The organism is Bradyrhizobium liaoningense (assembly GCF_018130825.1).
In the GTDB taxonomy this organism is placed as follows: domain Bacteria; phylum Pseudomonadota; class Alphaproteobacteria; order Rhizobiales; family Xanthobacteraceae; genus Bradyrhizobium; species Bradyrhizobium liaoningense_B.
On sequence record NZ_JAFCJS010000002.1, the window covers coordinates 730052 to 756083 of the forward strand.

At 65.7% G+C, this 26032-nt stretch carries 20 protein-coding genes; 8 read left to right on the plus strand and 12 right to left on the minus strand.

The features are described from left to right. Positions 1–14 precede the first annotated feature (14 nt). Positions 15–938: an ABC transporter ATP-binding protein gene (locus JQ603_RS11840; protein ID WP_212339642.1), complete on the plus strand. Its 924-nt coding sequence runs from the start codon at positions 15–17 to the stop codon at positions 936–938. After that, on the plus strand, positions 935–1696 hold the full coding sequence (locus tag JQ603_RS11845) for an ABC transporter permease (protein ID WP_212339643.1): 762 nt from the start codon (positions 935–937) through the stop codon (positions 1694–1696). Before JQ603_RS11840 ends, JQ603_RS11845 begins: the two co-directional genes overlap by 4 nt. 3 nt (positions 1697–1699) lie before the next feature. Here the strand turns inward: JQ603_RS11845 and JQ603_RS11850 are convergent, their stop codons facing one another. Next, positions 1700–2026, minus strand: a complete 327-nt coding sequence (locus JQ603_RS11850) for a hypothetical protein (protein ID WP_212339644.1) — start codon at positions 2024–2026, stop codon at positions 1700–1702. 379 nt (positions 2027–2405) lie between these two features. On the opposite strand from JQ603_RS11850, the gene JQ603_RS11855 reads away from it, so the two are divergent. After that, on the plus strand, positions 2406–3188 hold the full coding sequence (locus JQ603_RS11855) for a L,D-transpeptidase (protein WP_245003554.1): 783 nt from the start codon (positions 2406–2408) through the stop codon (positions 3186–3188). Between the two features lie 38 nt (positions 3189–3226). Further along, positions 3227–4225 carry a glycerophosphodiester phosphodiesterase gene (locus JQ603_RS11860; protein WP_212339646.1) on the plus strand — a complete coding sequence of 333 codons (999 nt, stop codon included), beginning with the start codon at positions 3227–3229 and terminating at the stop codon, positions 4223–4225. A 111-nt stretch (positions 4226–4336) separates the two neighbouring features. On the opposite strand, the gene JQ603_RS11865 is transcribed toward JQ603_RS11860, so the two are convergent. Continuing rightward, positions 4337–6616: a fused MFS/spermidine synthase gene (locus JQ603_RS11865; protein WP_212339647.1), complete on the minus strand. Its 2280-nt coding sequence runs from the start codon at positions 6614–6616 to the stop codon at positions 4337–4339. Positions 6617–6824: 208 nt separating this feature from the next. Here JQ603_RS11865 and JQ603_RS11870 point away from each other — a divergent pair, with 208 nt between their 5' ends. Further along, positions 6825–8435 carry a phytoene desaturase family protein gene (locus tag JQ603_RS11870; protein WP_212339648.1) on the plus strand — a complete coding sequence of 537 codons (1611 nt, stop codon included), beginning with the start codon at positions 6825–6827 and terminating at the stop codon, positions 8433–8435. Positions 8436–8700: 265 nt separating this feature from the next. Here JQ603_RS11870 and JQ603_RS11875 read toward each other — a convergent pair whose 3' ends face one another. After that, positions 8701–8856 (minus strand): Flp family type IVb pilin, encoded by a 156-nt coding sequence (locus JQ603_RS11875; RefSeq protein WP_144441701.1) that lies wholly within the window; start codon positions 8854–8856, stop codon positions 8701–8703. Positions 8857–9019: 163 nt separating this feature from the next. Here JQ603_RS11875 and JQ603_RS11880 point away from each other — a divergent pair, with 163 nt between their 5' ends. Continuing rightward, positions 9020–9907: a 50S ribosomal protein L11 methyltransferase gene (locus JQ603_RS11880; RefSeq protein ID WP_212339649.1), complete on the plus strand. Its 888-nt coding sequence runs from the start codon at positions 9020–9022 to the stop codon at positions 9905–9907. A gap of 121 nt (positions 9908–10028) precedes the next feature. On the opposite strand, the gene JQ603_RS11885 is transcribed toward JQ603_RS11880, so the two are convergent. Continuing rightward, complete coding sequence (locus JQ603_RS11885; protein WP_212339650.1) at positions 10029–10211, minus strand: hypothetical protein; 183 nt, start codon at positions 10209–10211, stop codon at positions 10029–10031. Between the two features lie 186 nt (positions 10212–10397). On the opposite strand from JQ603_RS11885, the gene JQ603_RS11890 reads away from it, so the two are divergent. Both JQ603_RS11890 and JQ603_RS11895 read left to right on the plus strand, forming a co-directional pair. After that, entirely contained in the window at positions 10398–12227 is a 1830-nt protein-coding gene (locus JQ603_RS11890; RefSeq protein ID WP_212339651.1) for an aminopeptidase P family protein, read from the plus strand. Between the two features lie 218 nt (positions 12228–12445). Continuing rightward, positions 12446–13726, plus strand: a complete 1281-nt coding sequence (locus JQ603_RS11895) for a multidrug effflux MFS transporter (protein WP_212339652.1) — start codon at positions 12446–12448, stop codon at positions 13724–13726. Positions 13727–13902: 176 nt separating this feature from the next. Here the strand turns inward: JQ603_RS11895 and ligA are convergent, their stop codons facing one another. From ligA to JQ603_RS11935, 8 genes are all read right to left on the minus strand, one after another. Further along, positions 13903–16050, minus strand: a complete 2148-nt coding sequence (gene ligA / locus JQ603_RS11900; RefSeq protein ID WP_212339653.1) for an NAD-dependent DNA ligase LigA — start codon at positions 16048–16050, stop codon at positions 13903–13905. Between the two features lie 160 nt (positions 16051–16210). Then, positions 16211–17899: a DNA repair protein RecN gene (gene recN, locus JQ603_RS11905; protein ID WP_212339654.1), complete on the minus strand. Its 1689-nt coding sequence runs from the start codon at positions 17897–17899 to the stop codon at positions 16211–16213. A gap of 16 nt (positions 17900–17915) precedes the next feature. Next, entirely contained in the window at positions 17916–18818 is a 903-nt protein-coding gene (locus JQ603_RS11910) for an outer membrane protein assembly factor BamD (RefSeq protein WP_212339655.1), read from the minus strand. A gap of 238 nt (positions 18819–19056) precedes the next feature. Further along, the gene (gene lpxC, locus JQ603_RS11915) at positions 19057–20019 is read right to left on the minus strand and encodes a UDP-3-O-acyl-N-acetylglucosamine deacetylase (RefSeq protein ID WP_212339656.1); all 963 of its coding nucleotides are present in this window, start codon (positions 20017–20019) and stop codon (positions 19057–19059) included. Between the two features lie 360 nt (positions 20020–20379). Beyond that, the gene (gene ftsZ, locus JQ603_RS11920; protein ID WP_212339657.1) at positions 20380–22176 is read right to left on the minus strand and encodes a cell division protein FtsZ; all 1797 of its coding nucleotides are present in this window, start codon (positions 22174–22176) and stop codon (positions 20380–20382) included. An 87-nt stretch (positions 22177–22263) separates the two neighbouring features. After that, positions 22264–23586 carry a cell division protein FtsA gene (ftsA, locus tag JQ603_RS11925; RefSeq protein ID WP_212339658.1) on the minus strand — a complete coding sequence of 441 codons (1323 nt, stop codon included), beginning with the start codon at positions 23584–23586 and terminating at the stop codon, positions 22264–22266. Beyond that, positions 23583–24605 (minus strand): cell division protein FtsQ/DivIB, encoded by a 1023-nt coding sequence (locus tag JQ603_RS11930; RefSeq protein WP_212339659.1) that lies wholly within the window; start codon positions 24603–24605, stop codon positions 23583–23585. The genes ftsA and JQ603_RS11930 overlap by 4 nt, the downstream gene beginning before the upstream one ends. Positions 24606–24951: 346 nt before the next feature. After that, entirely contained in the window at positions 24952–25938 is a 987-nt protein-coding gene (locus JQ603_RS11935) for a D-alanine--D-alanine ligase family protein (protein WP_212339660.1), read from the minus strand. Positions 25939–26032 lie beyond the last annotated feature (94 nt).

The following is a 26032-nucleotide window of genomic DNA, read 5'->3' on the forward strand; positions in this document are numbered from 1 at the left end:
GCCTTACGGCCATCATGTCCTCCATCATCTCCGTCGCCAACCTGTCGAAGACCTATGGGTCCGGCTTCAAGGCGCTCAAGAACGTCAATCTCGATATCAAGCGCGGCGAGATTTTTGCGCTGCTCGGCCCGAACGGCGCCGGCAAGACCACGCTGATCTCGATCATCTGCGGCATCGCCAACCCGAGCGAAGGCAAGGTTCTGGTCGGCGGCGAGAACATCCAGACCTCCTACCGCAAGGCGCGCTCGCTGATCGGTCTCGTGCCGCAGGAATTGCACACCGACGCCTTCGAGAGCGTGTGGGCCACCGTGAGCTTCTCCCGCGGGCTGTTCGGCAAGCCGAAGAATCCTGATCACATCGAGAAGGTGCTGAAGGACCTCTCGCTCTGGGACAAGAAGGACAACAAGATCATCACGCTCTCCGGCGGCATGAAGCGCCGCGTGATGATCGCCAAGGCGCTCTCGCACGAGCCGCAGGTCCTGTTCCTGGACGAGCCCACCGCCGGCGTCGACGTCGAGCTGCGCAAGGGCATGTGGGAAGTCGTGCGCACGCTGCAGCAATCCGGCGTCACTATCATCCTCACCACGCATTACATCGAGGAAGCCGAGGAGATGGCCGACCGCATCGGCGTCATCAACAAGGGCGAGATCGTGCTGGTCGAGGACAAGGCGACCTTGATGCAGAAGCTCGGCAAGAAGCGACTGACGGTGCACTTGCAGGGCAAGGTCACATCGTTGCCGGAGAGCCTCGCGCATTACGAGCTCGACCTCTGCGACGGCGGCGCGACGCTGGTCTACGATTACGACACCAAGGGCGAGCGCACCGGCATCACCAGCCTGCTCAGCGACCTGCGCAACGCCGGCATCCGCTTCAACGATCTCGATACGACGCAGTCGTCGCTCGAGGATATCTTCGTCGACCTCGTGAGGACGTCATGAACCACCGCGCCATCCGCGCCATCTATCTGTTCGAAATGGCGCGCACCTGGCGCACGCTGCTGCAAAGCATCGTCTCGCCGGTGGTTTCGACCTCGCTCTATTTCGTGGTGTTCGGCGCCGCCATCGGCTCGCGCATCAGCCAGGTCGAGGGCGTCAGCTACGGCACCTTCATCGTGCCGGGCCTGATCATGCTCTCGGTGCTGACGCAGAGCATCGCCAACGCCTCCTTCGGCATCTACTTCCCGAAATTCACCGGCACGATCTACGAGATCCTGTCGGCGCCGATTTCATACTTCGAGATCGTGCTCGGCTATGTCGGCGCCGCCGCGACCAAGTCGATCATCCTCGGGCTCATCATCCTTGCCACCGCCGGCCTGTTCGTGCCGCTGCACATCCACCACCCGGTCTGGATGCTGGCCTTCCTGGTGCTGACGGCGGTGACGTTCAGCCTGTTCGGCTTCATCATCGGCATCTGGGCCGACGGCTTCGAGAAGCTGCAGATGATCCCGATGCTGGTGGTGACGCCGCTGACCTTCCTCGGCGGCAGCTTCTACTCCATCGACATGCTGCCGGCGGGATGGCGCACGGTCGCGCTGCTCAATCCGGTCGTCTATCTGATCTCCGGCTTCCGCTGGAGCTTCTACGAGATCGCCGACGTCAGCGTATCCGTCAGCATCGGCATGACGCTGGCGTTCCTGGTGATCTGCCTCGGCATCATCTGGTGGATTTTCCGCACGGGTTACCGGCTGAAGAACTAGCCGTCACCGGTAGCAATGAAAGCGGTGATAGCCATCGTAATACCCGTGGCAGCGGTGGCGATAGTGGCGATGGGGAATGCCGAACACGCCCTCCACCGCACCCACGGCGCCGCCGACACCGGCGCCGACCGCACCACCGACCACGCCTCCCACGGGACCGGCGATCCGGTGACCTTCATAGGACCCTTCCTGGGCGCCGCGCACGATGCCTTGGGCATGACCAGCTCGAGGCAATGCGAGCAGTGCAAGCAGGATGGCGGCGGTCGCGAACAGCAGGCGGACGGGGAAGCCGGCCGGCAGGGCGGCGGCGGTAACGCGGGCTTTGTTCATCTTCAGTCCCAGGGAAGTACAGAGTAAACGGCGGCGAATGCCGCCGTTGGGCAGGCCATCATCAACGCACCGCGCGGCCAAATGGTTGCGCCTTTGTGACGAATTGTCGGCGATGTGAACGCATGTCCGCTCGCGAAAATGTCAGCATCGCCGCTGGCCGCGCGGCACAAAGCGGCCTTGCTTACATCAGACATCACGTTAACGATGGACGGGCGGGCCGCTGGAACGGAAGCCGGATTGCGGGCATATTGCACGCCGGGGGACGGAGAGCCGCGGTGTTATTGTTTGGGCATGATCTTTTCGGAAAACCGCTACACACTTTTCCGGATCATGCTCTAGCGTGAACAGGCCGGAGGCCAGAACTCAAATGCGTTTCCAGATGCGTTCATTTTTTATCGCTTTCACCTCCCTGATGCTTTTGAGCGCGGGCACCGCGCAGGCCAAGGTCGAGATCACCGTCGACAAGGACAATCAGCAGATGACCGTCGCCGTCGATGGCGTCGCGCGCTACCGCTGGCCGGTGTCGACAGGCATCCCTTCGCGCGAGACGCCGGGCGGCGCCTTCCGCGCCTTCCGCATGGAAGAGGATCACTACTCCAAGGAATTCGACGATGCGCCGATGCCGCACGCGATCTTCTTCACCAAGGTCGGGCACGCCATCCACGGCACGGACTCGGTCGGCCGGCTCGGCTCGCCGGCGTCGCATGGCTGCGTGCGCCTGTCGCGGCAGAACGCATCGACCCTCTATGCGCTGGTGCAGCAGCAGGGCGTGCTCAACACCACGGTGACGCTGACCGGCTCGGCGCAGGTGGCGCTGGCCCGCAATCCGCGCGGCCGCACCAACACTGCGGTGGCCCGCGCCCAGCAGCCGGCAGAGGAGCAGTATGCGACCACGGGCGATCCAGTGAACCTGACGCCGCCGCAGCAACCTGCCCGTCGCTACATGCCGCAGGACGACAATTACATCTATCCGGCCGATGGCAGCGACACCGGCGCACGCTATCCGGCACCGCGTCCGATCACGCGCCCCTATGGCACGCAGGCCTATCAGCAACTGCCGCAGCCAACCTACGACCAGGGCTATGGCCAGCAGGGCTACTATTATCAGCAGCAGCAGCCTCGCCAGTATTATCAGCCGCGCGGCTATTACTATCAGAACTGACGCGGCCGCCACCGAGCGCCCTTAACAGTCGAGGCACCATGCCGTCACGTGCCACGACCATCCTGACCGTGCTCTCGGTTCTCGCCGCGGGACAAGCCATTGCTGGAAAAGCCATGGCCTTCGATATCGAGGCGCATCGCGGCGGGCGGGCGGTGCTGCCGGAGAACACCCTGCCCGCCTTTGCCAACGCGCTGTCGATGGGCGTGGACACGCTGGAGCTCGACGTCGGCGTGACCGCCGATGGCGAGGTCATCATCTCGCATGAACGCGGGCTCAATCCCGATCTCGCACGGGATGCGAGCGGCGCCTATGTGGCCGCGCCCGGCACGCCCTTTGTCAAGCTACGGCTCGAAGACCTCAGGGCCTATGACGTCGGCCAGATCCGCCCCGACAGTGCCTATGCCAGGCAATTCCCCGAGCAGCGCGCGTTGCCGGGGACGCGCATCCCCACGCTGGGGCAGCTGTTCGCGCTGGTGCGCAAGTCCGGCAACGCCAATGTGCGCTTCAACATCGAGACCAAGATCGATCCGAACCATCCGGATGAATCCCTCGATCCGCAAGGTTTCGTCACCAGGCTGCTCGGACTGATCGAGGCCGAAAAATTCTCCGATCGCGTCATGATCCAGTCGTTCGACTGGAGGACCCTGCAGCTCGTGCAGCGGCAGGCGCCGACGATTCCAACCGTGTACCTGACGCTCCAGCGCGGCTCGGCTCCGACGGTGGCGCTCGACAAGGCCACCGGCTGGACCGCGGGTTTCAGCCCGGCCGATCACGGCGGCTCGCTGCCGCGAACCATCAAGGCTGCGGGCGGCGCGATCTGGTCACCCTATTTCGGCGACGTGACCCCGGCGCTGGTCACCGAAGCCCACGCGCTCGGATTGCGCGTGGTGGTCTGGACGGTCAACAAGCGCGAAGATATGGCGCGGATGATCGAGACCGGCGTCGACGGGATCATCTCGGACAATCCGGTCCTGTTGCGGCAGGTCGCCGGCGAGAAGGGAATTGCGCTGCCGGCGGGGACGCCGGTGGAGCCGTAAGCCTCGGCCTGTCCTCGTAGCCCGGATGGAGCGCAGCGCAATCCGGGATCAGTGTCGCCGCGCAAGAACGGCCCCGGATTGCGCTTCGCTCCATCCGGGCTACGAAGCGGCCTACTCCCCGTCCCTCACACGCCGGTACAGCGCGCCCAGGATGTTCGAATAGTCGTCGGTCCAGACCCGCACCCTGTCATCGGCTTCGGTCTGCTCCCACGATTTGGAGGCGGCGAGCTTGCCGACATCTTCCTCCTCGCGCGCGGAGATGACGACGTCGGTCGAGAAGATGTAATCGGAATCGCGACCCGAATCCTCGTTGAAGACCCAGCTCTTGAGATCGTTGGCGTCGGCGATGCCGACCACGACAGTCTCGAGATCGAGGTGGCGGTTGGAGACGTGCATCACCACGGCGCCGTGGGGCGCGAGCTTATCCTTGTAGATCTTCATCGCCTCTTCGGTCGCGAGATGGATCGGGATCGCATCGGATGAATAGGCATCGACGATGATGAGATCGTAGGCGCCGTCCGGCTCCTTGGCGAAGGTGAGGCGCGCGTCCCCGATCACAGGCTTCATGTCCGGCAGGCAGCTCGAGATGTAGCGGAAATTCTTGGGGTCGCGCGCGGCATCCACCATCGACTGGTCGATCTCGAAGAATTTCCAGTCCTCCCCCGGTTCGGCGGCGCAGGCGAGCGTGCCGGAGCCGACGCCGATCGCGGCGACCTTGAGCGGCGAGCCCTTGCGTTCGCGGATCGCGGTGACGGCCTGACCGATGCCGCCGTCCTTGTGATAGTAGGTGATCGGCTCGGGCCGGCCGCTGACCGGCGTGCCGTCATTGTTGCGGAAGCGCTCGGCGCCGTGGATGGTGGTGCCGTGCATCAGCACGTGGAAATAGCCGCCGGGCGTCTCCACGATCTTGTGCACGCCGAAGAAGCTGCGCACCGTGGTGACGCGGCCCTCGTCCACCGGATAGATCCGGATCAAGGCCAGCGCCAGCGCGATGGTGGCGAAGATCTTCCAGCGTCCCGCATTGAGCGCCAGTGTCAGCAGCGCGGCGAGCACGCCGACGGAGCCGGCGACCCAGACGCGGTGATCCTCGAACCAGGTCGAGAGATTGCCCGTGGTCGTGGACGGCGCGATCAGCGCCACCGCGAGCGCGGCGAGCGCCAGCCAGTACCATCTCACGATGCCGGCGAGACGCTCGTTCGCGGACGGGCGGCACAGCGCGGCGAGCGCGATCAGGATCGGGTATTCGGCGATCCACGAGAAGGTGAAAGGCGCGACCAGGCCCGCAAAGAGGCCGCCAACCATGCCGCCGAACGACAGCGCGACATAGAAGCCGGTGAGATATTTGGCGGCCGGCCTCGTCCGCGCCAATTCACCGTGACAGGCCATGGCGATGACGAAGAAGCACAATTGATGACCGCCGAGCGTCAGCAGCAGATTCTGCTCGCCGCCGAAAGCCAAGAGGACAACGACGCCGGCGATCGCGACCGGCTGGAGCATCAGCATCCATTTGTGCGGCAGCAGCGGCCGCGACTGGAACACCACCACCCAGGTGAGCAGATACAGCGACAGCGGCAGCACCCAGAGCAGCGGCGCCGCCGCGACGTCGGTCGAGATGTGCGCGGTCACCGCGATAAGCAGGCCGGACGGCACCGCGGCGAGGAAGATCCAGCGCAGCCGCGTCAGCAGGCTTGGTGCCGGCGCATTGACGTCCTCGCTTCGCGCATCGGCGACCACCAGCTTCGGCGAGCGCAACAACAGCACGCCGCAAGCGGCGATCAGGAGGATCAGCAGGCCATAGCCCGCGGTCCAGAACCGGTTCTGCGTGTGCAGCGTGAACATCGGCTCCAGCAGGAACGGATAGGACAGCAGCGCCAGGAAGCTGCCGATGTTGGAGGAGGCATAGAGGAAATAAGGATCATGGCCGGCAGGATGGCCGGTGCGGACGAACCAGGCCTGCAGCAGCGGATTGTTGGCGGCCAGTGCGAAGAACGGCAGCCCGATCGAGACCACGAACAGGCCGAGCAGCCAGAACGCATAGCCCGAGGCCGGCGGCTCGCCATAGGCCGACGCGATGCCGAGCGGCAGCGTGGCGAAGGCCGCGACCAGCAGCACCAGATGCACCGCCACCGGAACGATCCGGTTCCTCGCCTGCATCAACAAGTGCGCATAGGCATAGCCCGCCAACAGCAACGACTGGAAGAACACCATGGCCACCGACCACACCGCCGGCGAGCCGCCGAGCCGCGGCAGCACCATCTTCGTGAACAGCGGCTGCACCGAGAACAGCAGCAGCGCGCTGACGAAGATCGCAGCGGTGTAGACCGTCAGCAGCAGCCGGTTGCGCGACGACGAAGGCTGCTCCGTGGCGGCGGGTTGCACGATCGAATCCATGAAAGCTCCGGCAAAACCCCGGCGGGCGCCGGACGGGGTGCAATGGAGCACACAGCGCCTGAACGAGCAATAAAGGGGCTCGTGATGTTGCAGCGACGAATGCTTGATATAGAGATGTCATTCCGGGGCGCCTCGAAAAGGCGAACCCGGAACCTCGAGATTCCGGGTTCGATGCTGCGCATCGCCCCGGAATGACGCCAGGGACATCATGACCGAAACCGACGTCGTCATCATCGGCGCTGGCCATAACGGCCTCACCAGCGCGGCTTATCTCGCGGGGGCGGGCCTGCGTGTGCGCGTGGTCGAACGGCGCAAGGTGGTCGGCGGGGCCGCCGTGACGGAGGAGTTTCACCCGGGCTTTCGCAATTCGGTCGCGGCCTACACCGTGAGCCTGCTCAATCCGCAGGTGATCGCTGACCTCAAGCTCGCCGAGCACGGCCTGCGGGTGGTCGAACGGCGCGCCCAGAATTTTCTGCCCGCGCCCGACGGTAGCTATCTCCTCACCGGCGAGGGGCGGACCAAAGCGTCAGTCGCACGGCTCAGCGCGCGCGATGCGGAGGCGCTCGACGGCTTCTCGCGCGAACTGGAAGACATCGCCGACGTGCTCAGGCAATTCGTGCTGCGCGCGCCGCCGAATCTGCTCGACGGTTTCGGCACGAATGCGATCCGCGAGGCCGTGAACGCATTGCAGAGCGCCAACATCCTGCGCGGCCTGACGCTGGAGCAAAGCCGCAGCCTGCTCGATCTCTTCACCCGCTCGGCCGGCGAGATGCTGGACGAGCGGTTCGAGCATGATCTGGTCAAGGCGCTGTTCGGCTTCGATGCTATCGTCGGCAATTACGCCAGTCCCTACGCCGCCGGCTCGGCCTACGTGATGCTGCATCACGCCTTCGGCGAGGTGAACGGCAAGAAGGGCGTCTGGGGCCATGCCATCGGCGGCATGGGCGCGATCACGCAGGCGATGGCGCGCGCCGCCAGGGATCGCGGCGTTGCGATCGACACCGATGCCGGCGTCCGCGAGGTGATCGTCGAGCGCGACCGCACGGTCGGCGTGGTGCTGGAGAACGGCGAGACGATCCGCGCGAAATATGTCGCGGCCAACGTCAATCCAAAGCTGCTGTATACGCGGCTGATCGCGGCGGACGCGCTGCCGCAGGAGTTCCTCGCCCGCATCAGGCACTGGAAGAACGGCTCGGGCACCTTCCGCATGAACGTGGCGCTGGACCGCCTGCCCTCCTTCACGGCGCTATCGGGCGAGGGAGATCACCTCACCTCCGGCATCATCCTCGCGCCCAGCCTTCCCTATATGGACCGCGCTTATCTCGATGCGCGGGCGCAGGGCTGGAGCCGACAGCCTGTCGTCGAGATGCTGATCCCCTCGACGCTCGACGACACGCTGGCCCCCGCGGGAAGACACGTGGCGAGCCTGTTCTGCCAGCACGTCGCGCCCGAGCTGCCCGATGGAAAATCCTGGGACGACCACCGCGACGAGGTCGCCGATCTCATGATCGCGACGGTGAATGCTTACGCGCCGGGTTTTGCGTCGAGCGTGCTCGGCCGCCAGATCCTCTCCCCGCTCGATCTCGAACGGCAGTTCGGCCTGTTAGGGGGCGACATCTTCCACGGCGCGCTGACGCTGAACCAGCTGTTCTCGGCGCGGCCGATGCTGGGCCATGCCGATTATCGCGGACCCCTGAGGGGCCTCTATCACTGCGGCTCCGGCGCCCACCCCGGCGGCGGCGTCACCGGCGCCCCCGGCCACAACGCCGCCCGCGTGATCTTGCGGGACCATCGCGCGCTGTTCGGAAGCCGTGGATAGGTCTGTGGATGGGCTATGGACAGGCTGTCGGGATGTCTGTGGTCAGGAGGAGAACCTGATCCGGACATCATGGGGGAAAGGCGGTGGATAACCGCGGGACAGCCGGGGGATGAGCCGGTGGATGGCGCCCTGATAAAGGGCTGACGGCCCGTGGACATCGCCGAGCCCCCCAAAAGACCTCGCCCGCCGAGGGCAATTCCTCGCGCGGGCGCTCGTCTGGACTTCTATGAAGAAAGTGGCCCCCGCTGGAAATCGGAGGCGGAAATTACTTCAAGGAGCTGCTAATCGAACCGAACTTCTCGTTCATCGTGGTACCCAGGCTGTTCACCACGGTGATGATCGCCAGAGCGATACCGGCCGCGATCAGGCCGTATTCGATTGCGGTCGCACCGGATTCGTCGGACCAGAACTTCAAAACCATGCGCTTCAAGACGTGCCTCCGTTTCAATCACAAGCTGTGTTGGTCAGCCCCAACAGCCGCAAATCTACGGGGTGCGACCTTCGGTCCAGTTAATCTCGAGATTCAACTTATGCGGAAAATTGCGCGCAAAAGTTCCCAAAATTGACCGGATGGAACCCTGAAGATGCAGCCTTCCCCCACCCACCGCGCCAGCTTCTCGATCGGCACCGAGACCGCCGCAAGGCGCGTCGTCGATGTGCTCACCGAGGTGTTTTTCGAGGGCGACGCAGCAGTCGCCGCCTTCGAGCGGCCGGACGGCCAATGGGACGTCACGCTGCATTTTGCCGAGGCACCGGACCAGGCGTGGCTGCGCGAATTCATTGTAACTTCAGCAGGAAATGACATTGCCAACACGCTTGTCTTCGACACCGTCGAGGCCAAGGACTGGGTCAAGGCGAGCCTGGAGGATCTGGTCCCGGTGCCGGCCGGGCGCTTCGTCGTGCACGGCAGCCATGACCGCGACCGCGTGGCGCCGAACAAGCTCAAAATCGAGATCGAGGCGGCGCTCGCCTTCGGCACCGGCCATCACGGCACCACGCGCGGCTGTTTACTCCTGCTTGACCATGTCCTGAAGAGTTCCCTTCCGCGCAACGTGCTCGACCTCGGCACCGGAACCGGCGTGCTGGCCATCGCGGCGGCCAAGGCGCTGCACCGCGCGGTGCTGGCATCCGACATCGATCCGCCCTCGGTGCGGGTGGCGGCTGAGAACGGCCGGCTCAACGAAGTCGGTCACCATGTGCGGGTGATCCGCGCCACCGGCTTCGCCGCGCCGGATTTTGCCAAGGCCGGCCCGTTCGACCTGGTGCTGGCCAACATCCTCGCCAACCCGCTGCGGCAGCTGGCGGGCCCGATGGTGCGGCACCTCGCACCCGGCGCCCGCGTCATCCTCTCCGGCCTGTTGACGCATCAGGCGCCCGCCGTGATCGCCGCCTATCGTGCGCGCGGCCTCGTGCCGTTGCGGCATCTGCGGATCGAGGGGTGGAGCAGTTTGTTGTTGAGGAAGGTGGGGTAAACGAGGTGCCGTAGGGTGGGCAAAGCGCAAGCGTGCCCACCATAACGATCGATAATCGTGGACGATGGTGGGCACGGCGCAAGAGCGCCTTTGCCCACCCTACGGCATGATCGATGCCGCGCTACTCCGCCGGCTTGTCGTCCCGGCGCACGACGCGCTTGCCCTGCAGGGCACGCCTCGCACGGCGCTCGGCGAAACGGTCGATCATCTGGCTGATGAGGCCGCGCGGCTTCTTCGGTCCCGTTGCGGCGGCCGGGGCGCGGCGCACCGGCGGCGAGATCTTCTCAAACGTGAACGCTGGCATCGTGTGTCCCCTCGCCGTTGAGATGAACCACCTGCTCGAATTTCCCTGTTATCCGGACGAAGCGCACCTGCTGCATCCTTTACTCCACTCAATTCGAATGGAACATTTTCAAGCACAGTCCATGCCAGATGCGATGCAAATGCGTCTAGATTGCGGACCGATGCCCATGATCCTAGAGTGATCCACATGTTCGAAGCGCACTTCCAGACATTCGAGGAGCCCGAGGCCGGCGTCGCCTTGACGGCGCGCCTTGCCGCACTCCGCGAAGAACTCGCCCGCCGCAAGCTGACCGGCTTTGTCATTCCGCGCGCCGACCAGCAGCAGAACGAATATGTGCCCCCGTCGGAAGAGCGGCTGGCCTGGCTGACCGGCTTCACCGGATCGGCGGGCTTCGCGGTGGTGCTGACCCGCGAGGCCGCCTTGTTCGTCGATGGACGCTATACGCTGCAGGCGGCCAAGCAGGTCGATGCCAAGGCCTGGGCGGTGGAATCGCTGATCGATCCGCCGCCGGAAAGCTGGGTGACGGCACATCTGAAGGCAGGCGATCGCCTCGGATTTGATCCATGGCTGCACACTTTTTCGGCAGCCGAGCGCCTGTCCGCCGCCTGCGCCAAGGCCGGCGCCGAGCTCGTCGCGGTCGACGGCAATCCGGTCGATGCGATCTGGCAGGACCGGCCGCAGCCGCCGCTTGCCCCCGTGGCCGTGCACAGCCTCCAGCATGCCGGCGTTACCGAAGCCGAGAAGCTGACGCAGATCAGGGCCGAGATCGCCAAGCTCGGTGCGGATGCGCTGGTGCTGTCGGACAGCCACGCCGTGGCCTGGACCTTCAACATCCGCGGCGCCGACGTCGCGCACACGCCGCTGCCGCTGTCCTACGCGCTGGTGCCGAAGGACGGCCGTCCCACCATCTTCATCGACCACCGCAAGCTCTCCAACCTCTCGCGCGACCACCTCGAACAGTCCGCCGACGTGCGCGAGCCCGATGCGATGGCGCCGACCCTGATGGCGCTCGCCAAAAGCGGCGCGGCGATCGCGCTCGACAATGCGACCGCGGCCGAGGCGCTGAGCCGGCTGATCGCGGGCGCCGGCGGCAAGCCGGTGCGCGGCAGCGATCCGATTGCATTGCTGAAGGCGGTCAAGAACGCGACCGAGATCAAGGGCACCAAGACGGCCCACGTGCGCGACGCCGTGGCGCTGGCGCGCTTCCTGGCGTGGATCGATCGCGAGGCGCCAAGCGGCAAGCTCACCGAGATCGACGCGGTGGAGGCGCTGGAGACGTTCCGGCGCGACACCGGCGCGCTGAAGGATGTCTCGTTCCCGACCATCTCGGGAACGGGGCCGAACGGCGCCATCGTGCACTACCGCGTCACCCGCAAGAGCAACCGGCGGATCGCGCCCGGCGATCTCCTGCTGATCGATTCCGGCGCGCAATATGAGGACGGCACCACCGACGTCACGCGCACCATGGCGGTCGGCGAGCCGACCGCTGAAATGCGCGACCGCTTTACCCGCGTGCTGCGCGGCCACATCGCGATCGCGCGCGCGGTCTTCCCCGACGGCACCAATGGCGCACAGCTCGACACGTTGGCGCGGCAATATCTCTGGGCCGCCGGCGTCGATTTCGAGCACGGCACCGGCCACGGCGTCGGCAGCTATCTCTCGGTGCATGAAGGGCCGGCCCGGATCTCGAAGCTCGGCACCACGCCGCTGAAGCGGGGCATGATCCTCTCCAACGAGCCCGGCTACTACAAGACCGACGGTTTCGGCATCCGCATCGAGAATCTCGAGCTGGTGGTCGAAGCCAGCATCAAGGGCGCCGAGAAGCCGATGAACGCCTTCGAGACGCTGACGCTCGCGCCGATCGACCGCCGGCTGATCGACGTGGCAATGCTGAACAAGGACGAGCTCGACTGGCTCAATGCCTACCATGCGCGCGTGAGGGCCGAGGTGCGGCCGGCGCTGGACGAGGCGACCGGGGCCTGGCTCGATCAGGCGACGGCGGAGCTGAAGGCGTAGCGCGCATGGCGCTACGCGACCAGCGCAACGCTTGGCCGCTTCGTCCGCAATCCCGGCGGCCTTGGCACACTCCTTGTGCAGCTTCTCCGTAAAACGACGGCTTCCCGCGCACTGTTATTATAACAGTCCCGAAATCCGAATAGCCGCATTCCGAAACGCCGATATCCGTCTTGCGTGAGCACGCTACAGTCGATTCGGATTTCGAAAGACGGACATCTATGCACGGCATGATCAGCAGGCCGCCGCACGCGGCGACGAAGAACATCGCGACCTCGCGCGTGGTGTTGCTGCTGCTGGTCGTCATGACCGGGATCGCGCCGATCTCGCTCTACATCCTGGTCCCGGCACTGCCCGTGCTGGCGACGACGTTCGGCCGCGACATCTCGATCGCGCAGATGACGGTGTCGCTCTACATGGTCGGCATCGCGATGTCCCAGCTCATCATGGGCCCGCTGTCGGACAAGTTCGGCCGGCGTCCGGTGCTGCTTGGAGGCCTCGCGCTGATGGTCGCAGCGAGCATCGCCTGCATCTTCGCCGAGACTCTGCCGCAACTGATTGCAGCGCGCTTCTTCCAGGCACTGGGCGGCGCCTCCGGCATGGTGATCAGCCGCGCCATCATCCGCGACATCTACGAGCGCGACCGCGTCGCCTCCATGATCAGCCTCGTGGTTGCTGCCCTGATGATCGGCCAGATGGTCTCGCCGCTCACTGGCGGTCTGATCGAGACCGCGTTCGGCTGGCGCGCCATCTTCTACGCCGTCACGATCGGCGCGATCGCGGTCGCGGTCGGCATCGCGATCGCATTGCCGGAGACGCGCCGCGACCGCGCAGTCGGCAGCGGCGGCTTTCGCAGCGACGTCGGCACCCTGATCAAGAGCCGCGCTTTCATCGGCTATGTGATGTGCCAGGTGCTGGCATCGCAGATCATCTTCACCTTCGCCGGCGGCGGCCCCTATATCGTGGTGACGCAGATGGGCCGGACCAGCGCCGAATACGGCGCCTGGTTCGCGACGTCGGGCTTCGCCTATCTCGTCGGCAATCTGCTCTGTGTACGCTTCGCCCCGCGGCACTCGCTGGAGAAGCTGATCTGGTTCGGGCTGGCTCTCCAGCTCGGCGGCAGCCTCTTGAACCTGCTGTGGAGTTTCACCAGCTGGAACGAGGCCCCAAGCTGGCTGTTCGGCACGCAGATGATCGTGATGGTCGGCAATGCCTTCGTGATGGCGAACTCCGCCGCCGGCGCCATCAGCATCCGCCCTGAAGCGGCCGGCACCGCGTCGGGAGCGATGGGCTTCCTCCAGCAGGGCATCGGTGCGTTGATGTCGCAATTCGGCGCCTATCTCGGCGGCCATTCCACAACGACGCTGCCGCTGACCTCCGCGGTGCTGGCGATCTCCCTGCTCTGCGCCTGCATGATGATCTTCGTCGTCCCCCGCCGCGAGATCGTGGTGAGCGAGGCGCTGATCGAGCAGGCGGAAGAGGAAGAGACGGGGATGATGTGAGGGGCGCGGCACAGCGCGTCCCCAACCTCGCTGTCATGCCCCGGCTTGACCGGGGCATCCAGTACGCCGCGGCGTCAGTCGTAACAGCGAGATCTCCAACGCGGGCCTCTGGAATACTGGATCGCCCGGTCAAGCCGGGCGATGACAGCGGAGTAAATGGCGCAGAGCGCGCCCTCTCACTCCCCGATCAGCTTCAGCCACTCGTCCTCGGTCAGCACCTTGACGCCATGCTTGTTGGCTTCCGCGAGCTTCGAGCCCGCGCCGGGGCCGGCGACGACGAGATCGGTCTTCTTCGACACCGAGCCTGACACTTTCGCACCCAGCCGCTCCGCGGTCGCCTTGGCTTCATCCCGCGTCATCTTCTCCAGCGAGCCCGTGAAGACCACGGTCTTGCCGGCGACGGGCGAGTTGCTCTTCGGCTTCTCGGCGTCGACGATCTCGACCTCCCTGGTCAGGCGCTCGACAATGCCGCGGTTGTGGCTCTCGCCGAAATAATCGGCGATGCTCTTGATCACGGTGTCGCCGATCTGGTCGAGCGCGTCCATATCCGCCATCGCCTCCTCATCGCCCTTGGCGACCTTGAGGCAGGCGTCATGGAAGGCGTCCCAGGAGCCATAGCCGCGTGCCAGCGCCAGCGCCGTGGTCTCGCCGACATGGCGCATGCCGAGCGCATAGACGAAACGCTCCAGCGCGATCTTGCGCCGGCTCTCGATCGCGCCAAACAGATTGCGCACCGAGGTCGCGCCGTAGCCCTCGATCTCCTCGAGCTTGAGCTTCGAATTGCGCTTCTCCAGCGTGAAGATGTCGGCGGGCTCCCTGACCCATTCTTCGTCGAAGAAATACTGGAGCTGCTTCTCGCCAAGACCGTCGATGTCGAAGGCGCGGCGCGACACGAACAATTTGAGGTGCTCGATCTTCTGATAGGGGCAGGCGAACTCGCCGGTGCAGCGTGCGCGCGAGCCCTCTTCGCCCGCCGCGGTCTCCTCGCGCGTGACGTCGGTGTGCAGCGGGCACGGACACTTCTTCGGGAACTGGAATTCCTTCGCGCCTTTCGGCCGCTTGTCGAGGACCACGTCGACCACCTGCGGGATGACGTCGCCGGCGCGCTGGATCACGACGGTGTCGCCGATTCTGATATCGCGGCCCTCGCGCAGCACCTCGCCCTTGTTGCCGATGCCCTTGATGTAGTCCTCGTTGTGCAGCGTGACGTTCTGCACGATCACGCCGCCGACACCGACCGGCTCGAGCTTGCCGACCGGCGTGAACGAGCCGGTGCGGCCGACCTGGATCTCGATGTCGCGCAGCACCGTCATGGCGCGCTCGGCGGGGAATTTGTGCGCGATGCCCCAGCGCGGCGTACGCGAGACGAAGCCGAGCCGCTCCTGCCAGTCGATGCGGTCGACCTTGTAGACGACGCCGTCGATGTCGTAGTCGAGTTCGGCGCGTTCTTCCTCGATCCGCTGATGGAATGCGATCAGCTCCTCGACCGAATGGCACAGCTTGGTCAGCGGATTGGTCTTGAAGCCGCAGCGCTCGAACCAGCCGATCATGCCGCTCTGCGTTGCTTCCGGCATCGCGCTCATCTGGCCCCAGGCATAGGCGAAGAAGCCGAGCGGGCGCGAGGCGGTGATGGTCGGATCTTTCTGCCGCAGAGAGCCCGCGGCCGAATTGCGCGGATTTGCGAAGATGGTGTCGCCGGCAGCCTTCTGCCGCTCGTTGAGCGCGAGGAAGGCCTTCTTGGTCATATAGACCTCGCCGCGCACCTCGCAGATGTCGGGGACGTTGCGGCCCTTCAACTTCTGCGGCACATCTTCGAGGGTGCGGATATTGGCGGTGACGTCCTCGCCTTCCGCACCGTCGCCGCGCGTCGCCGCGGTGACGAGCTCGCCGCCCTCGTAGCGCAGCGACATCGAGAGGCCGTCGATCTTGGGCTCGGCCGAGAAATTGACCTTGTCGTCGTCGAGCTTCAGGAAACGCACGATGCGGCCGACGAAGTCGCGCACATCTTCTTCGGCGAAGGCGTTGTCGAGCGACAGCATGGGCACGGAGTGGCGCACCTTCCTGAAGCGCCCGGACGGTGCCGCGCCGACCTTCTGCGAGGGCGACTCTGCGCTGACGAATTCCGGAAAGCGCTTTTCGATCGCGTTGAGGCGCTGACGCAGAGCGTCATACTCGGCGTCGGTGACGGTGGGCGCGTCCTCCTGATAGTAGCGCTCGTTGTGCCCCTCGATCTCGAGTGACAGCCGCATGTGCTCGACCTTGGCCTGTGCCTTGGTGAGATCGGCGACGTCGCGAAGCGGTTTCGATTTTGCTGCTCTTGCCATGGTGCTTGGATACGACGGAGCGGGTAGCACGGTAAAGGCGTGTGGAAATCTCGTGCCCCGGACGCAGCGCAGCGCGAAGTGGTGCTCTGCAGAGCCGGGGCCCATGTGACGAGGCATTCTGGGTCCCGGCTCGCGCTGCGCGCGTCCGGGACACGGAAGTCTAGGCCGTCGCCGCCTTGAGCAGCCGCTCCGCCGCCGCCCTCGCCTCGGCGGTGATCTCGGCGCCGGCGAGCATGCGGGCGATCTCCTCGCGGCGGTGGTCGGCGGCGAGCGCATTGACGCGGGTGGCGACGCGTTTGCCCTTGTCGAGGGCGTCCTTGGAGATGAGCAGATGCTGATCGGCCCGCGCGGCGACCTGCGGGGCGTGGGTCACGGCCATCACCTGCACCTTGCCGGCAAGCCGCGCCAGGCGCCCGCCGATGGCATCCGCAACCGCGCCGCCCACGCCGGTGTCGATCTCGTCGAACACCAGCGTCGGCGCCGAGCCGCGGTCGGACAACACGACCTTGAGCGCCAGCAGGAAGCGCGACAGCTCGCCGCCGGAGGCAACCTTCATCATCGGCCCCGGCTTGGTGCCCGGATTGGTCTGCACCCAGAACTCGACGCGGTCGAACCCTTGCGGACCCGGCGCGGCCTCGTCGGTCGCAACCTGGGTCATGAACTTGGCGCGTTCGAGCTTGAGCGGCGCGAGTTCGGCATTGACGGCCTTGTTGAGCTTTTCCGCCGACTTTTGTCGCGCCAGCGACAGCTTCTTGGCGGCAGCGGCATAGAGCGCGTCGGCCTCGATCGCGGCCTGCTCCAGCTTCTTCAAGCGCGAGGCGCCGGCATCGATCAGCACGACGTCGGCGGCGTATTGGGCGGCCAGCGCCGCCAGCAGGTCGACCGGGGTCGAATATTTGCGCGAGGCGGCGCGCAGGGCGAACAGCCGTTCCTCGATGCGTTCGAGCTCGGCCGGATCGAAATCGGTTGCGGCCAGCGCAGCCTGCAGATGCTGGTCGGCTTCCTCCAGCGCATTGATCGCGGCGTCGATCGCCTTCACCGCGGGCTCGACCAGCGCCGGCGAGTTGACGCCGCGGCGCTCCAGCCGGCGCACCGCCGCCGACAGTGCCGCAACCGGCGAATGATTGCCGCCGACAGCCTCCTGCGCCTCGCGCAAATCGGAGGCGATCTTCTCGCCCTGCATCATCGTGGTCCGGCGGTGGGCCAGCGACGTCTCCTCGCCCTCCTTCGGCGCGAGCCGCTTCAGCTCGTCGGAGGCGTGGCGCAAATAGTCGGCCTCGCGCGCGGCGCGCTCCATGCCGGCGCGATGCTCTTCCAGAGCGGTATTGGCGGTGCGGCGGGCATCCCACAGCTCTTCGACGGCCGCGACGTCCCTCTCCAGACCGGCGAAGGCGTCGAGCAGACGGCGGTGCGTGGCGGCATCGACCAGCGCGCGCTCGTCATGCTGGCCATGGATCTCGACCAGCGCGGCGCCGACCGCCTTCAGCGTCTGCACGCTGATCGACTGGTCGTTGATGAATGCGCGGGTGCGGCCATCGGCGAGCTGCACCCGGCGCAGAATCATCTCGCAAGAATCTGCAACGCTCGCGTCGTCCAGCCCGTTCTCGGCGAGGATCCTCGTCGCGGGGTGATTCTTCGGGACATCGAAGACGGCGGTGACCTGCCCCTGCTCCGCACCGTGGCGCACGAGGCCGGCATCGCCGCGGCCGCCGAGCGCCAGCGCAAAGGCATCGAGCAGGATGGATTTGCCCGCCCCGGTCTCGCCGGTCAAAACCGCAAGGCCGGTGGCGAATTCGATATCGAGCCGTTCGATCAGGACGATGTCACGGATCGACAGACGCGCCAGCATGGAACCCCAAAATTTCCTAGCCGAGGCCCATCTTCTTGAAGGTCTTGCTGATCCAGGACCCCTGATTCTCGCTCGGTTCGAGACCACCCGATTTTACAAGATTATAGGCGTCCTTGTACCAGCGGCTGTCAGGAAAATTGTGCCCGAGCACGGCGGCTGCGGTCTGTGCCTCCCCGACGATGCCGATCGCCATATAGGCTTCGGTCAGCCGGTAGAGCGCCTCCTCGACATGGCGCGTGGTCTGGTACTGGGTGACGACGGCCTTGTAGCGGTTGATCGCGGCGGTGTAGTCGCGCTTCTGCGCGTAGTAGCGGCCGACGTTCATTTCCTTGCCGGCGAGCTGGTCGCGGGCGCCCTCGATCTTGGCCTTGGCGGAGGTCGCATATTCGGACGTCGGATATTTGCGCACCACCTCTTCCAGCGAGGCGATCGCCTTCTCGGTGCGGCTCTGGTCGCGGCTGATGTCCGGGATCTGGTCGTAATGCGAGGCGGCGATCAGGTACTGCGCATAGGCCGCATCCGGGCTGCCGGGGTGCAGCGTGACGTAGCGCGTGGCAGCGCCGATGCAGCCGTCATAGTCGCCGCCCTGGTAGGAGGCATAGGCCGACATCAGCAGCGATTTGCGGGCCCAGTCAGAATAAGGATGCTGGCGGTCGACCTCCTCGAACTTCTTGTTCGCCGCCTTCATGTCCTTCTTCTCGTTCATGAGGTACAGGCCCTCATTGTAGATCTTGTCGGCGGGCTCCTCGACGAAGGTGTCGTCCTTGGCGGTGAACTTGTCCCAGAGATCGCCGGTGCCGCAGCCGGCCAGCGGCAGCGCGAGCAAGAAGAGAGTGGCAGCCTGGAGCAGCCCACGGGCCGCAATCGAGGCCTTTGGCGAAATCGAAAGAGATCCGCGCGTCATACGCTGTGCCGACATGAGTTTTGCCCTGACGCCCTGTGATGCAGTACCCGCCAGCCCATGAATCCCGTCATGGGCGCGAAATGGTGCCGTGGTGCCTGCCATGCGCCCACGCCGATGTATCCAAAAACGATCGTTAACAACCGGATAGGCAGGCATTTCGCCCGGATTAAGGCGAACCTGCCGCAATGCTAGCCGATCATGGTTACCAGGAGTTTCCCGGGGCAGGTTGCCCTGCCCGCGGCGGCAGATCCCTTCAGGAGACGTCGGGCCCGTAGGCCGCGGCGATCCGGCCGCCGACAATGCCGCGACCGACTTCGCCCACCGGACGGGTGGTGCGACGCACCGCCTCGCCCTCGACCACGCGCCAGGCGGTACGGTCGGCAAGCAGAGCGGTCAGGACGGCGTGGTTGAGCTTGTGGCCGCCGCGGACCGAACGGTAGGCGCCAAGCAGCGGCAGGCCAGCCAGCGCGAGGTCGCCGATCACGTCCAGCACCTTGTGGCGGGCACATTCGTCGGCGTAGCGCAGGCCCTCGGTGTTGAGCAGCCGCTCCTCGTCGAACACGACGGTGTTGTCGAAAGAGGCGCCGAGGGCATAACCCGCGCTCCAGAGCCGGGCGACGTCGCACATCAGACCGAAGGTCCGGGCGCGGCCGACTTCGCGACGGAAACGTTCCGGGTTGAGCTCGAGCGCGTAGCTCTGCTGACCGATGACGGGATTGGTGAAGTCGATCTCGACCTCGGCGCGGAACCCGTTGGCATAGGGCCGGATCTCGCCGAAGGAGTCGCCGATCTTGACCGAGATCGGCTTCAAAACCTGGATGAAGCGGCGCTGCGCAGACTGGGTGACGATGCCGGCCTGGTCGATGGCAGCAATGAACGCCGCGGCGCTGCCGTCCATGATCGGCACTTCCGGCCCGTCGAGCTCGATCGTGGCATTGTCCACGCCCATGCCCCGCAGCGCAGCAAGCACATGCTCGGCGGTGGAGACCAGCGGACCGTTACGGTCGCCGAGGACGGTGGCAAGGTCGGTCGCGATTACCTGGTCGGCGGTCGCCTGAACTTCGCGGTCACTTCCCTCGAGGCCGGTCCGGACAAAAATAAAACCCGCGTCGATAGGCGCAGGCCCAAGCGTGAGAGTGACGGGAAGACCGGAGTGAACGCCGACGCCTGCCACGGTGGCTTGCGCACGAAGCGTTGTTTGCCGGCTAAATTTCATCAGGAACCCGCCCCACTACGACCCATTGCGACTTATACTCGACCCGACCGATCGGCCTAGACCGTCGTGCGAATCCGTATCCCCAAGTCACGGCAAACCATAGTTGCTGCCTCAAACAGCGCCAACTCACGGTTTTTTACCGATTGTTACCCCAAACCTGCCGTATTCGCGCCAAGGCTTAACCAAATTGCGCCGAGGTTTTGGGCCGATGCCGGCGGTTTTAGTGAACCACCAAATATGTAATTAATGATTTAAAATCAGTTGCTTGACTGTGCAATCCGGGTCTTCCCGGGAGAAAAGGAAAGGTCCCGGCAAGCCTGTCGCCGGGACCTTTTTTCGTCTGCCTTATTGTAACAATCCTCAGGTCGCCTGCCGCCGCAGGAAGGCCGGGATATCAAGATGGTCGTCACCCTGTGGCGCCGGCGCAACAGGCGCGGGGCGGCCATGCATATCGAGGCCCTGCGGCGCGGGACGCCGGGCATACTCCGATACCGGCTCGCTGGCCGCAATCTGCTGCGCCACCGTCTTCTGCGGCCGGCGCTCGGGCAGCGGCGGCATGGCGGGGCCGGTGGTGCGAGCGGCCACCGGCGGCTCGCTCTCCTCCTCGCGGCGGCCAAGGCCGACATTGGCGAGGCGCTGCAGCAGCGACAGGCGGGTCTTCTGCGGGGCCTCTTCCTCCACCTCGCCGCGGGCCTGACGAATCTCGGCCTGGGCCGGCATCGGCAGTTCCTCGATCCGCGGCATCCGCGGTGCACGGACCGGCGGACGCTCGGCCTGCGGCGGGATGAAGTTTTCCGGCGTCATCGGCTCCTGCATCGCGACCGGGGCCATGTCAGGCTCCGGGAACAGGGTCGGCTTCTGTGCGATCGGCCGCACGGTGACGTCGCCATAGGTCTGCGGCGCGGGCGCCTGCGGGACCTCGGCAACGGCAGCCGCGATGGCGGCGAGCGCCGCGCGCTCGACGTTCGCCCGCGGCGCGACCGGAGCAGCCGGAGCCGGCGCGGCCGCCGGGATCTGGGCTTCCAGCTTCTGGGCGCGCTCGGCCAGGCGCTGGTTGTCGGCGCGCAGACGCGCGGTAAGGTCGGCGAGACGGCTCTCGGCGACAGCGGCCGGAGCTGCGGGAGCCTGGTGCACCTGCGGCGCCGCGTTCGCGACCGGAGCGGAGGTCGCCTGGCTGTTGCGGGCGATTGCGGCCTGCTCGATGCCGGTGGCGACGACCGAGACGCGGATCAGGCCGTCGAGGGCTTCGTCGAAGGTGGCGCCGACGATGATGTTGGCGTCCTGGTCAACTTCCTCGCGGATGCGGGTCGCAGCTTCGTCAACCTCGAACAGCGTGAGGTCCTTGCCGCCGGTGATGGAGATGAGGAGGCCCTTGGCGCCCTTCATCGAGCTATCGTCGATCAGCGGATTGGCGATCGCGGCCTCGGCGGCCGTCAGCGCGCGCTTGTCGCCGGAGGCTTCGCCGGTGCCCATCATCGCCTTGCCCATCTCCCGCATCACGGCGCGGACGTCGGCGAAGTCGAGGTTGATCAGGCCTTCCTTGACCATCAGGTCGGTGATGCAGGCAACGCCCGAATAGAGCACCTGATCGGCCATCGCGAAGGCGTCGGCGAAGGTCGTCTTCTCGTTGGCGACCCGGAACAGGTTCTGGTTCGGGATGATCAGGAGCGTGTCCACGACCTTGTGCAGCTCGTTGATGCCGGCTTCGGCGGTGCGCATGCGGCGGCCGCCCTCGAAGTGGAACGGCTTGGTGACGACGCCCACGGTGAGGATGCCCATGTCGCGCGCGGTCTTGGCAATCACGGGAGCAGCACCGGTGCCGGTGCCGCCGCCCATGCCGGCGGTGACGAACACCATGTTGGCGCCCGAGAGATGGTCGCGCAGCTCGTCGATCACCTCTTCCGCCGCCGCGGCGCCGACGTTCGGCTGCGAACCCGCGCCGAGGCCCTGCGTGACCGCGGTCCCCATCTGCACGATGCGCTGCGCCTTCGACATCGTCAGCGCCTGCGCGTCGGTATTGGCGACCACGAAGTCGACGCCCTGCAGGCCCGCCGTGATCATGTTGTTGACGGCGTTGCCGCCGGCGCCGCCGACGCCGAACACGGTGATCCGGGGCTTCAGTTCGTGAATATCAGGAACATTGATGCTGATGGTCATGGTTGCCTCTCGATCACGCGCGCGTGGGTTCGCCCCGGCCGGCGGCCGCGGGAGTTGGTGAAAATGGGAAATTGCGGAAAGGAGTCATCAGAAGCCCTCGCGTAGCCATCGTCCAACCTTTCCAAAATAACCGCCGGTCCCTGTCTTGACCTGCTGCCGCGTATGCCGCGGTTCGACATGTTCCTGGTGAACATATTGCGGGTAGACGAGGAGTCCGGCCGGCACCGCGAACGCGGCGTTCTTCGCCTCGTTGGGCAGCCGGCCAAAGCCAAGGGGACGTCCGACCCGCACGGGCCGGCCGAGAATTTGTGTTCCGAGTTCGACGAGACCGGTCAGTTGCGAGGCACCACCCGAGAGCACGACACGGCCGTTGGGCTCTGACGCGAAGGGCGAATCCTTCAGCCGGTCCCGGACCATTTCGAAGATTTCCTCGGCACGGTGCTTGACGATATTGGCGATGGTAGCGCGGGAAACGATCTGCGGCAGATCCTGCTCGTCACCGGCTGTCGGTACAGACATCAGCTCACGCGAGTCCGATCCACCGGTGATGACCGTCCCGTATAAAGTCTTGATTCGCTCGGCATCGGCAATGGTCGCGGAGAGTCCGCGCGCAAGATCCATCGTGATGTGTTGCCCGCCGACCGCAAAACCCGCCGCATGCACGAAACGGCCGCCGGAATAGACCGCAATCGTCGTGGTGCCGGCGCCCATCTCGACGACGGCCGCGCCGAGATCGGCCTCATCGTCAGTCAACACCGACAAGCCGGCGACATAAGGGCTCGCCGCCATGGCTTCGACATTGATGTGGCAGCGCTCGACCGCGAGCATCAGGTTCCGAGCCACGGTGGCATCGCAAGTGACGACGTTCATGTCGACGCCGAACTGATGTGCGACCATGCCGCGGGGATCGCGGATACCCTTGACGCCGTCGAGCGTGTAGCCGACCGGCAGCGCGTGCAGAACGGTGCGGCCCTCGCCGGTGGCATGGCGCATGCCGGTGGAGGTGACGCGGCTGACATCGGCCGGAGTCACGGCGCCGCCGCGGATGTCAGCGGCGGCTTCGACCAGCTGGCCGGAGAGACGGCCGCCCGAGACCGACAGCAGCACGGACTCGACCCGCACCTTGGCCATCTTCTCAGCCAACGCGACGGCCTGGCGCACCGCCTGCTCGCATTCACCGAGATCGATCACCGCGCCGGCCTTCATGCCGCGCGCCTGGATCTGGCTGTAGCCGATCAATTCCACCGCGTGGGTGCGGCCGCGCAAGGCGTCGCTCGGCGCCGACGGCTTCAGCCGCGCGATCATGCAGGCGATCTTGCTGGTGCCGATGTCGAGGCAGGCGACGAGGCCGCCACGCTTGTGCGGCATCTGGCGCGTCTTCGGCGTCTGGGTGCGATCAAGACCGGTCATGCAGCGTCCCCGGCCTTCTTTTTCTTCTTGTCCTTGAACTGCTCCTCGCGCGCCTTGGCGGCGTCGTCGGACAGCTGCACCACCAGCCGATCGGGCAGGCGCATGTCGACGGCGACGATGTCGCGGGAGAACAGCCGGTCCTCCTTGTCGAGCCTCGACAGCATCGCAAGCGCGTTGCCGACGTCCTGCTCGGGCAGGCGGATGTCGAGGCCGTCCTTCAGCCTCAGGTTCCAGCGCCGCTCGCCGACATAGACCGCGGCCTTGGTCACCGCATTGACCTGCGGATAGCGCGCCAGCAGCGCCAGGAAATCGCGGGCCTGGGTATCGGCGCCCTTGCCGACCACGAGCGGCAGCGACAGGAAGCGGCGCGAGACATAGGGTTCGAGCACGGCGCCGTCGTCGGCGATGACGGAGAGGCGGCCGCCCTCCTGCCACAGCGCGAAGGCCTGGCGCTCGGTGATGTCGATCATGAGCCGGCCCGGATAGAGCTTCAGCACAGTCGCATCCGCGATCCAGGGATTGGCCTTGAGCTTCTCGCGCACGACGTCGGCGTCGAGGAACAGCAGCGAGGAGCGGCCGCTGACGCCGCCGATCGCGAGGATCTCGTCCTGGGTGAGCTGCTTGCGGCCGTTGATCACCACGGAGGTGATGCGGAAGCCGGCGGAATTCGCCATGGCGTTGCGGGCGTCGCTGACCGCCGTGATGAAATCCTGGAGATGGCCGCCCCTGACGATGCCGAAGCCGCAGCTTCCGATCAGGAGCAGCGCAGTCATGGCGATCCCGACCCGGCGCGGCGCATAGCGCTCGACCAGCGCGACCACGCGCGGCGGCGGCTCGCGCTCGACGACGGCCTTGGCCCTGGCTTTGGTCTTGATCCTGGCGGCAGCGCGCTTCTCCTCGCGCTTGTCCTGCACCCACTCGCGCAGAAGCACGACCGCTCCGATAGCGGCCGCCTTCAGGTCAGCTTGGGGCCTCAGCGATCTGAAAAGCGACCGGGTGAGGCTTCCTGCTCCATCCATTGCACGAGCTCGTCAACAGTTTGCCCGCGACATCGCGCGGATCCTGGCGAACATGACGTCTCGGTGCCGGGCCGGGTGCTGGTCTTCAGCAGAAGAAGCCTCTCCCCTTCAAAGCGTTCGCTGGAGGTGACATCACCCGCCACAGCTCACGCGCCGGCAGCCAAAGCGCCATATGCGCCGCCAGCGTTAACCTTCGGATGTCCTGGTAAACAAAAGGTAAACTTCGTTAACGCCAGACGCTTTTTGCCCAGCCATGTGAGGCATTTATGCCGCGATGTCCGGCATTTTACCGGATTTGGGCCCCAAACCGGGCCGTTTCGCCCGTCCAGCCGTTAACCAGTCCTAATTATTTCCGCACGCCCCGATCGGCGAGCTCGACCAGGCCGCGCAGGAAGTCGACGAAGTCGATGCCCTCGGCTTTCAGCGCCTTGGGGTAGAGCGAGGACTTGGTCAGCCCGGGCAGCGTGTTGGTTTCGAGATAGACCAGGCCCCTCTCCGAGACGATGAAGTCCGACCGGGAATAGCCGGTGCAGGACATCGCCCGGTGCGCCAGCATCGCCTGCTCCCTCAGCGCAGCGGTGATCTCGGGGGCGAAACGACCGGGGCAGATCTCCTGGGTCGACTTCAACAGATATTTCGCGGCGTAGTCGAAATTGCCCTCGCCCGGAATGATCTCGATCGGCGGCAGCGCGATGATCGAGCCATCGGTGCGCTCCAGCACGCCGCAGGTCGCCTCCACGCCGGCGATGTAGGGCTCGATCACGTACTCTTCGTGCTTGGCCGCATTGCGGACGGCGACGAGATCCTGCTTGGCGTTGACGAAGATCAGGCCGTAGCTCGATCCGTCGCGCGCAGGCTTTGCGATCAGCCGGCCATATTCGGCGAAGGCCTCGTCAATGTTGTCGAGCGCGACGTTGGCCGGCGGCGTGAGGCCGCCGAGCGCGGCGAAATGCTTGGCGGCGATCTTGTCGAAGGCGAGATGCGAGGAGGCCGAGCCCGAGCCGGTGAACGGCACGCCGCGCGCCTCGCACATCAACTGCAATTCGCCGTTCTCCGCGCGCCCGCCATGCAGGCCGAGCACCAGCACGCGATCTTCCGCCTTGGCCCGGTCGAGCGCCTGCGCGAGCGGAATGCCTGATGTGCCGGGCTTGAACTCGTCCTCGAACGGGCGGGCATGCTCGAGCAGCTGCCTGGACTGCACCACATGCACCTTGTCCTCGATGTCCCACCACCAGAGATCGGCCTCGGGCAGCGCCTGATGCAGCGCCTGCGCCGAGGCGACCGAAACCAGACGCTCGCGATTGGAGCCGCCGAAGAGGATGGTGATGCGCATGTTCTCTAGTCCGTCACCTGTCTGTATCAGTCATTCCGGGGCGATGCGCAGCATCGAACCCGGAATGACGAGATTCCGGGTTGCGCTTCGCGCC

What these genes read in the sequence shown, in the direction of transcription:
- JQ603_RS11840 (WP_212339642.1), top strand. Translation starts at nt 15, where the DNA reads ATGTCCTCCATCATCTCCGTCGCCAACCTGTCGAAGACCTATGGGTCC.
- JQ603_RS11845 (WP_212339643.1), top strand. Translation starts at nt 935, where the DNA reads ATGAACCACCGCGCCATCCGCGCCATCTATCTGTTCGAAATGGCGCGC.
- JQ603_RS11850 (WP_212339644.1), bottom strand. Translation starts at nt 2,026, where the DNA reads ATGAACAAAGCCCGCGTTACCGCCGCCGCCCTGCCGGCCGGCTTCCCC.
- JQ603_RS11855 (WP_245003554.1), top strand. Translation starts at nt 2,406, where the DNA reads ATGCGTTCATTTTTTATCGCTTTCACCTCCCTGATGCTTTTGAGCGCG.
- JQ603_RS11860 (WP_212339646.1), top strand. Translation starts at nt 3,227, where the DNA reads ATGCCGTCACGTGCCACGACCATCCTGACCGTGCTCTCGGTTCTCGCC.
- JQ603_RS11865 (WP_212339647.1), bottom strand. Translation starts at nt 6,616, where the DNA reads ATGGATTCGATCGTGCAACCCGCCGCCACGGAGCAGCCTTCGTCGTCG.
- JQ603_RS11870 (WP_212339648.1), top strand. Translation starts at nt 6,825, where the DNA reads ATGACCGAAACCGACGTCGTCATCATCGGCGCTGGCCATAACGGCCTC.
- JQ603_RS11875 (WP_144441701.1), bottom strand. Translation starts at nt 8,856, where the DNA reads ATGGTTTTGAAGTTCTGGTCCGACGAATCCGGTGCGACCGCAATCGAA.
- JQ603_RS11880 (WP_212339649.1), top strand. Translation starts at nt 9,020, where the DNA reads ATGCAGCCTTCCCCCACCCACCGCGCCAGCTTCTCGATCGGCACCGAG.
- JQ603_RS11885 (WP_212339650.1), bottom strand. Translation starts at nt 10,211, where the DNA reads ATGCCAGCGTTCACGTTTGAGAAGATCTCGCCGCCGGTGCGCCGCGCC.
- JQ603_RS11890 (WP_212339651.1), top strand. Translation starts at nt 10,398, where the DNA reads ATGTTCGAAGCGCACTTCCAGACATTCGAGGAGCCCGAGGCCGGCGTC.
- JQ603_RS11895 (WP_212339652.1), top strand. Translation starts at nt 12,446, where the DNA reads ATGCACGGCATGATCAGCAGGCCGCCGCACGCGGCGACGAAGAACATC.
- ligA (WP_212339653.1), bottom strand. Translation starts at nt 16,050, where the DNA reads ATGGCAAGAGCAGCAAAATCGAAACCGCTTCGCGACGTCGCCGATCTC.
- recN (WP_212339654.1), bottom strand. Translation starts at nt 17,899, where the DNA reads ATGCTGGCGCGTCTGTCGATCCGTGACATCGTCCTGATCGAACGGCTC.
- JQ603_RS11910 (WP_212339655.1), bottom strand. Translation starts at nt 18,818, where the DNA reads ATGTCGGCACAGCGTATGACGCGCGGATCTCTTTCGATTTCGCCAAAG.
- lpxC (WP_212339656.1), bottom strand. Translation starts at nt 20,019, where the DNA reads ATGAAATTTAGCCGGCAAACAACGCTTCGTGCGCAAGCCACCGTGGCA.
- ftsZ (WP_212339657.1), bottom strand. Translation starts at nt 22,176, where the DNA reads ATGACCATCAGCATCAATGTTCCTGATATTCACGAACTGAAGCCCCGG.
- ftsA (WP_212339658.1), bottom strand. Translation starts at nt 23,586, where the DNA reads ATGACCGGTCTTGATCGCACCCAGACGCCGAAGACGCGCCAGATGCCG.
- JQ603_RS11930 (WP_212339659.1), bottom strand. Translation starts at nt 24,605, where the DNA reads ATGGATGGAGCAGGAAGCCTCACCCGGTCGCTTTTCAGATCGCTGAGG.
- JQ603_RS11935 (WP_212339660.1), bottom strand. Translation starts at nt 25,938, where the DNA reads ATGCGCATCACCATCCTCTTCGGCGGCTCCAATCGCGAGCGTCTGGTT.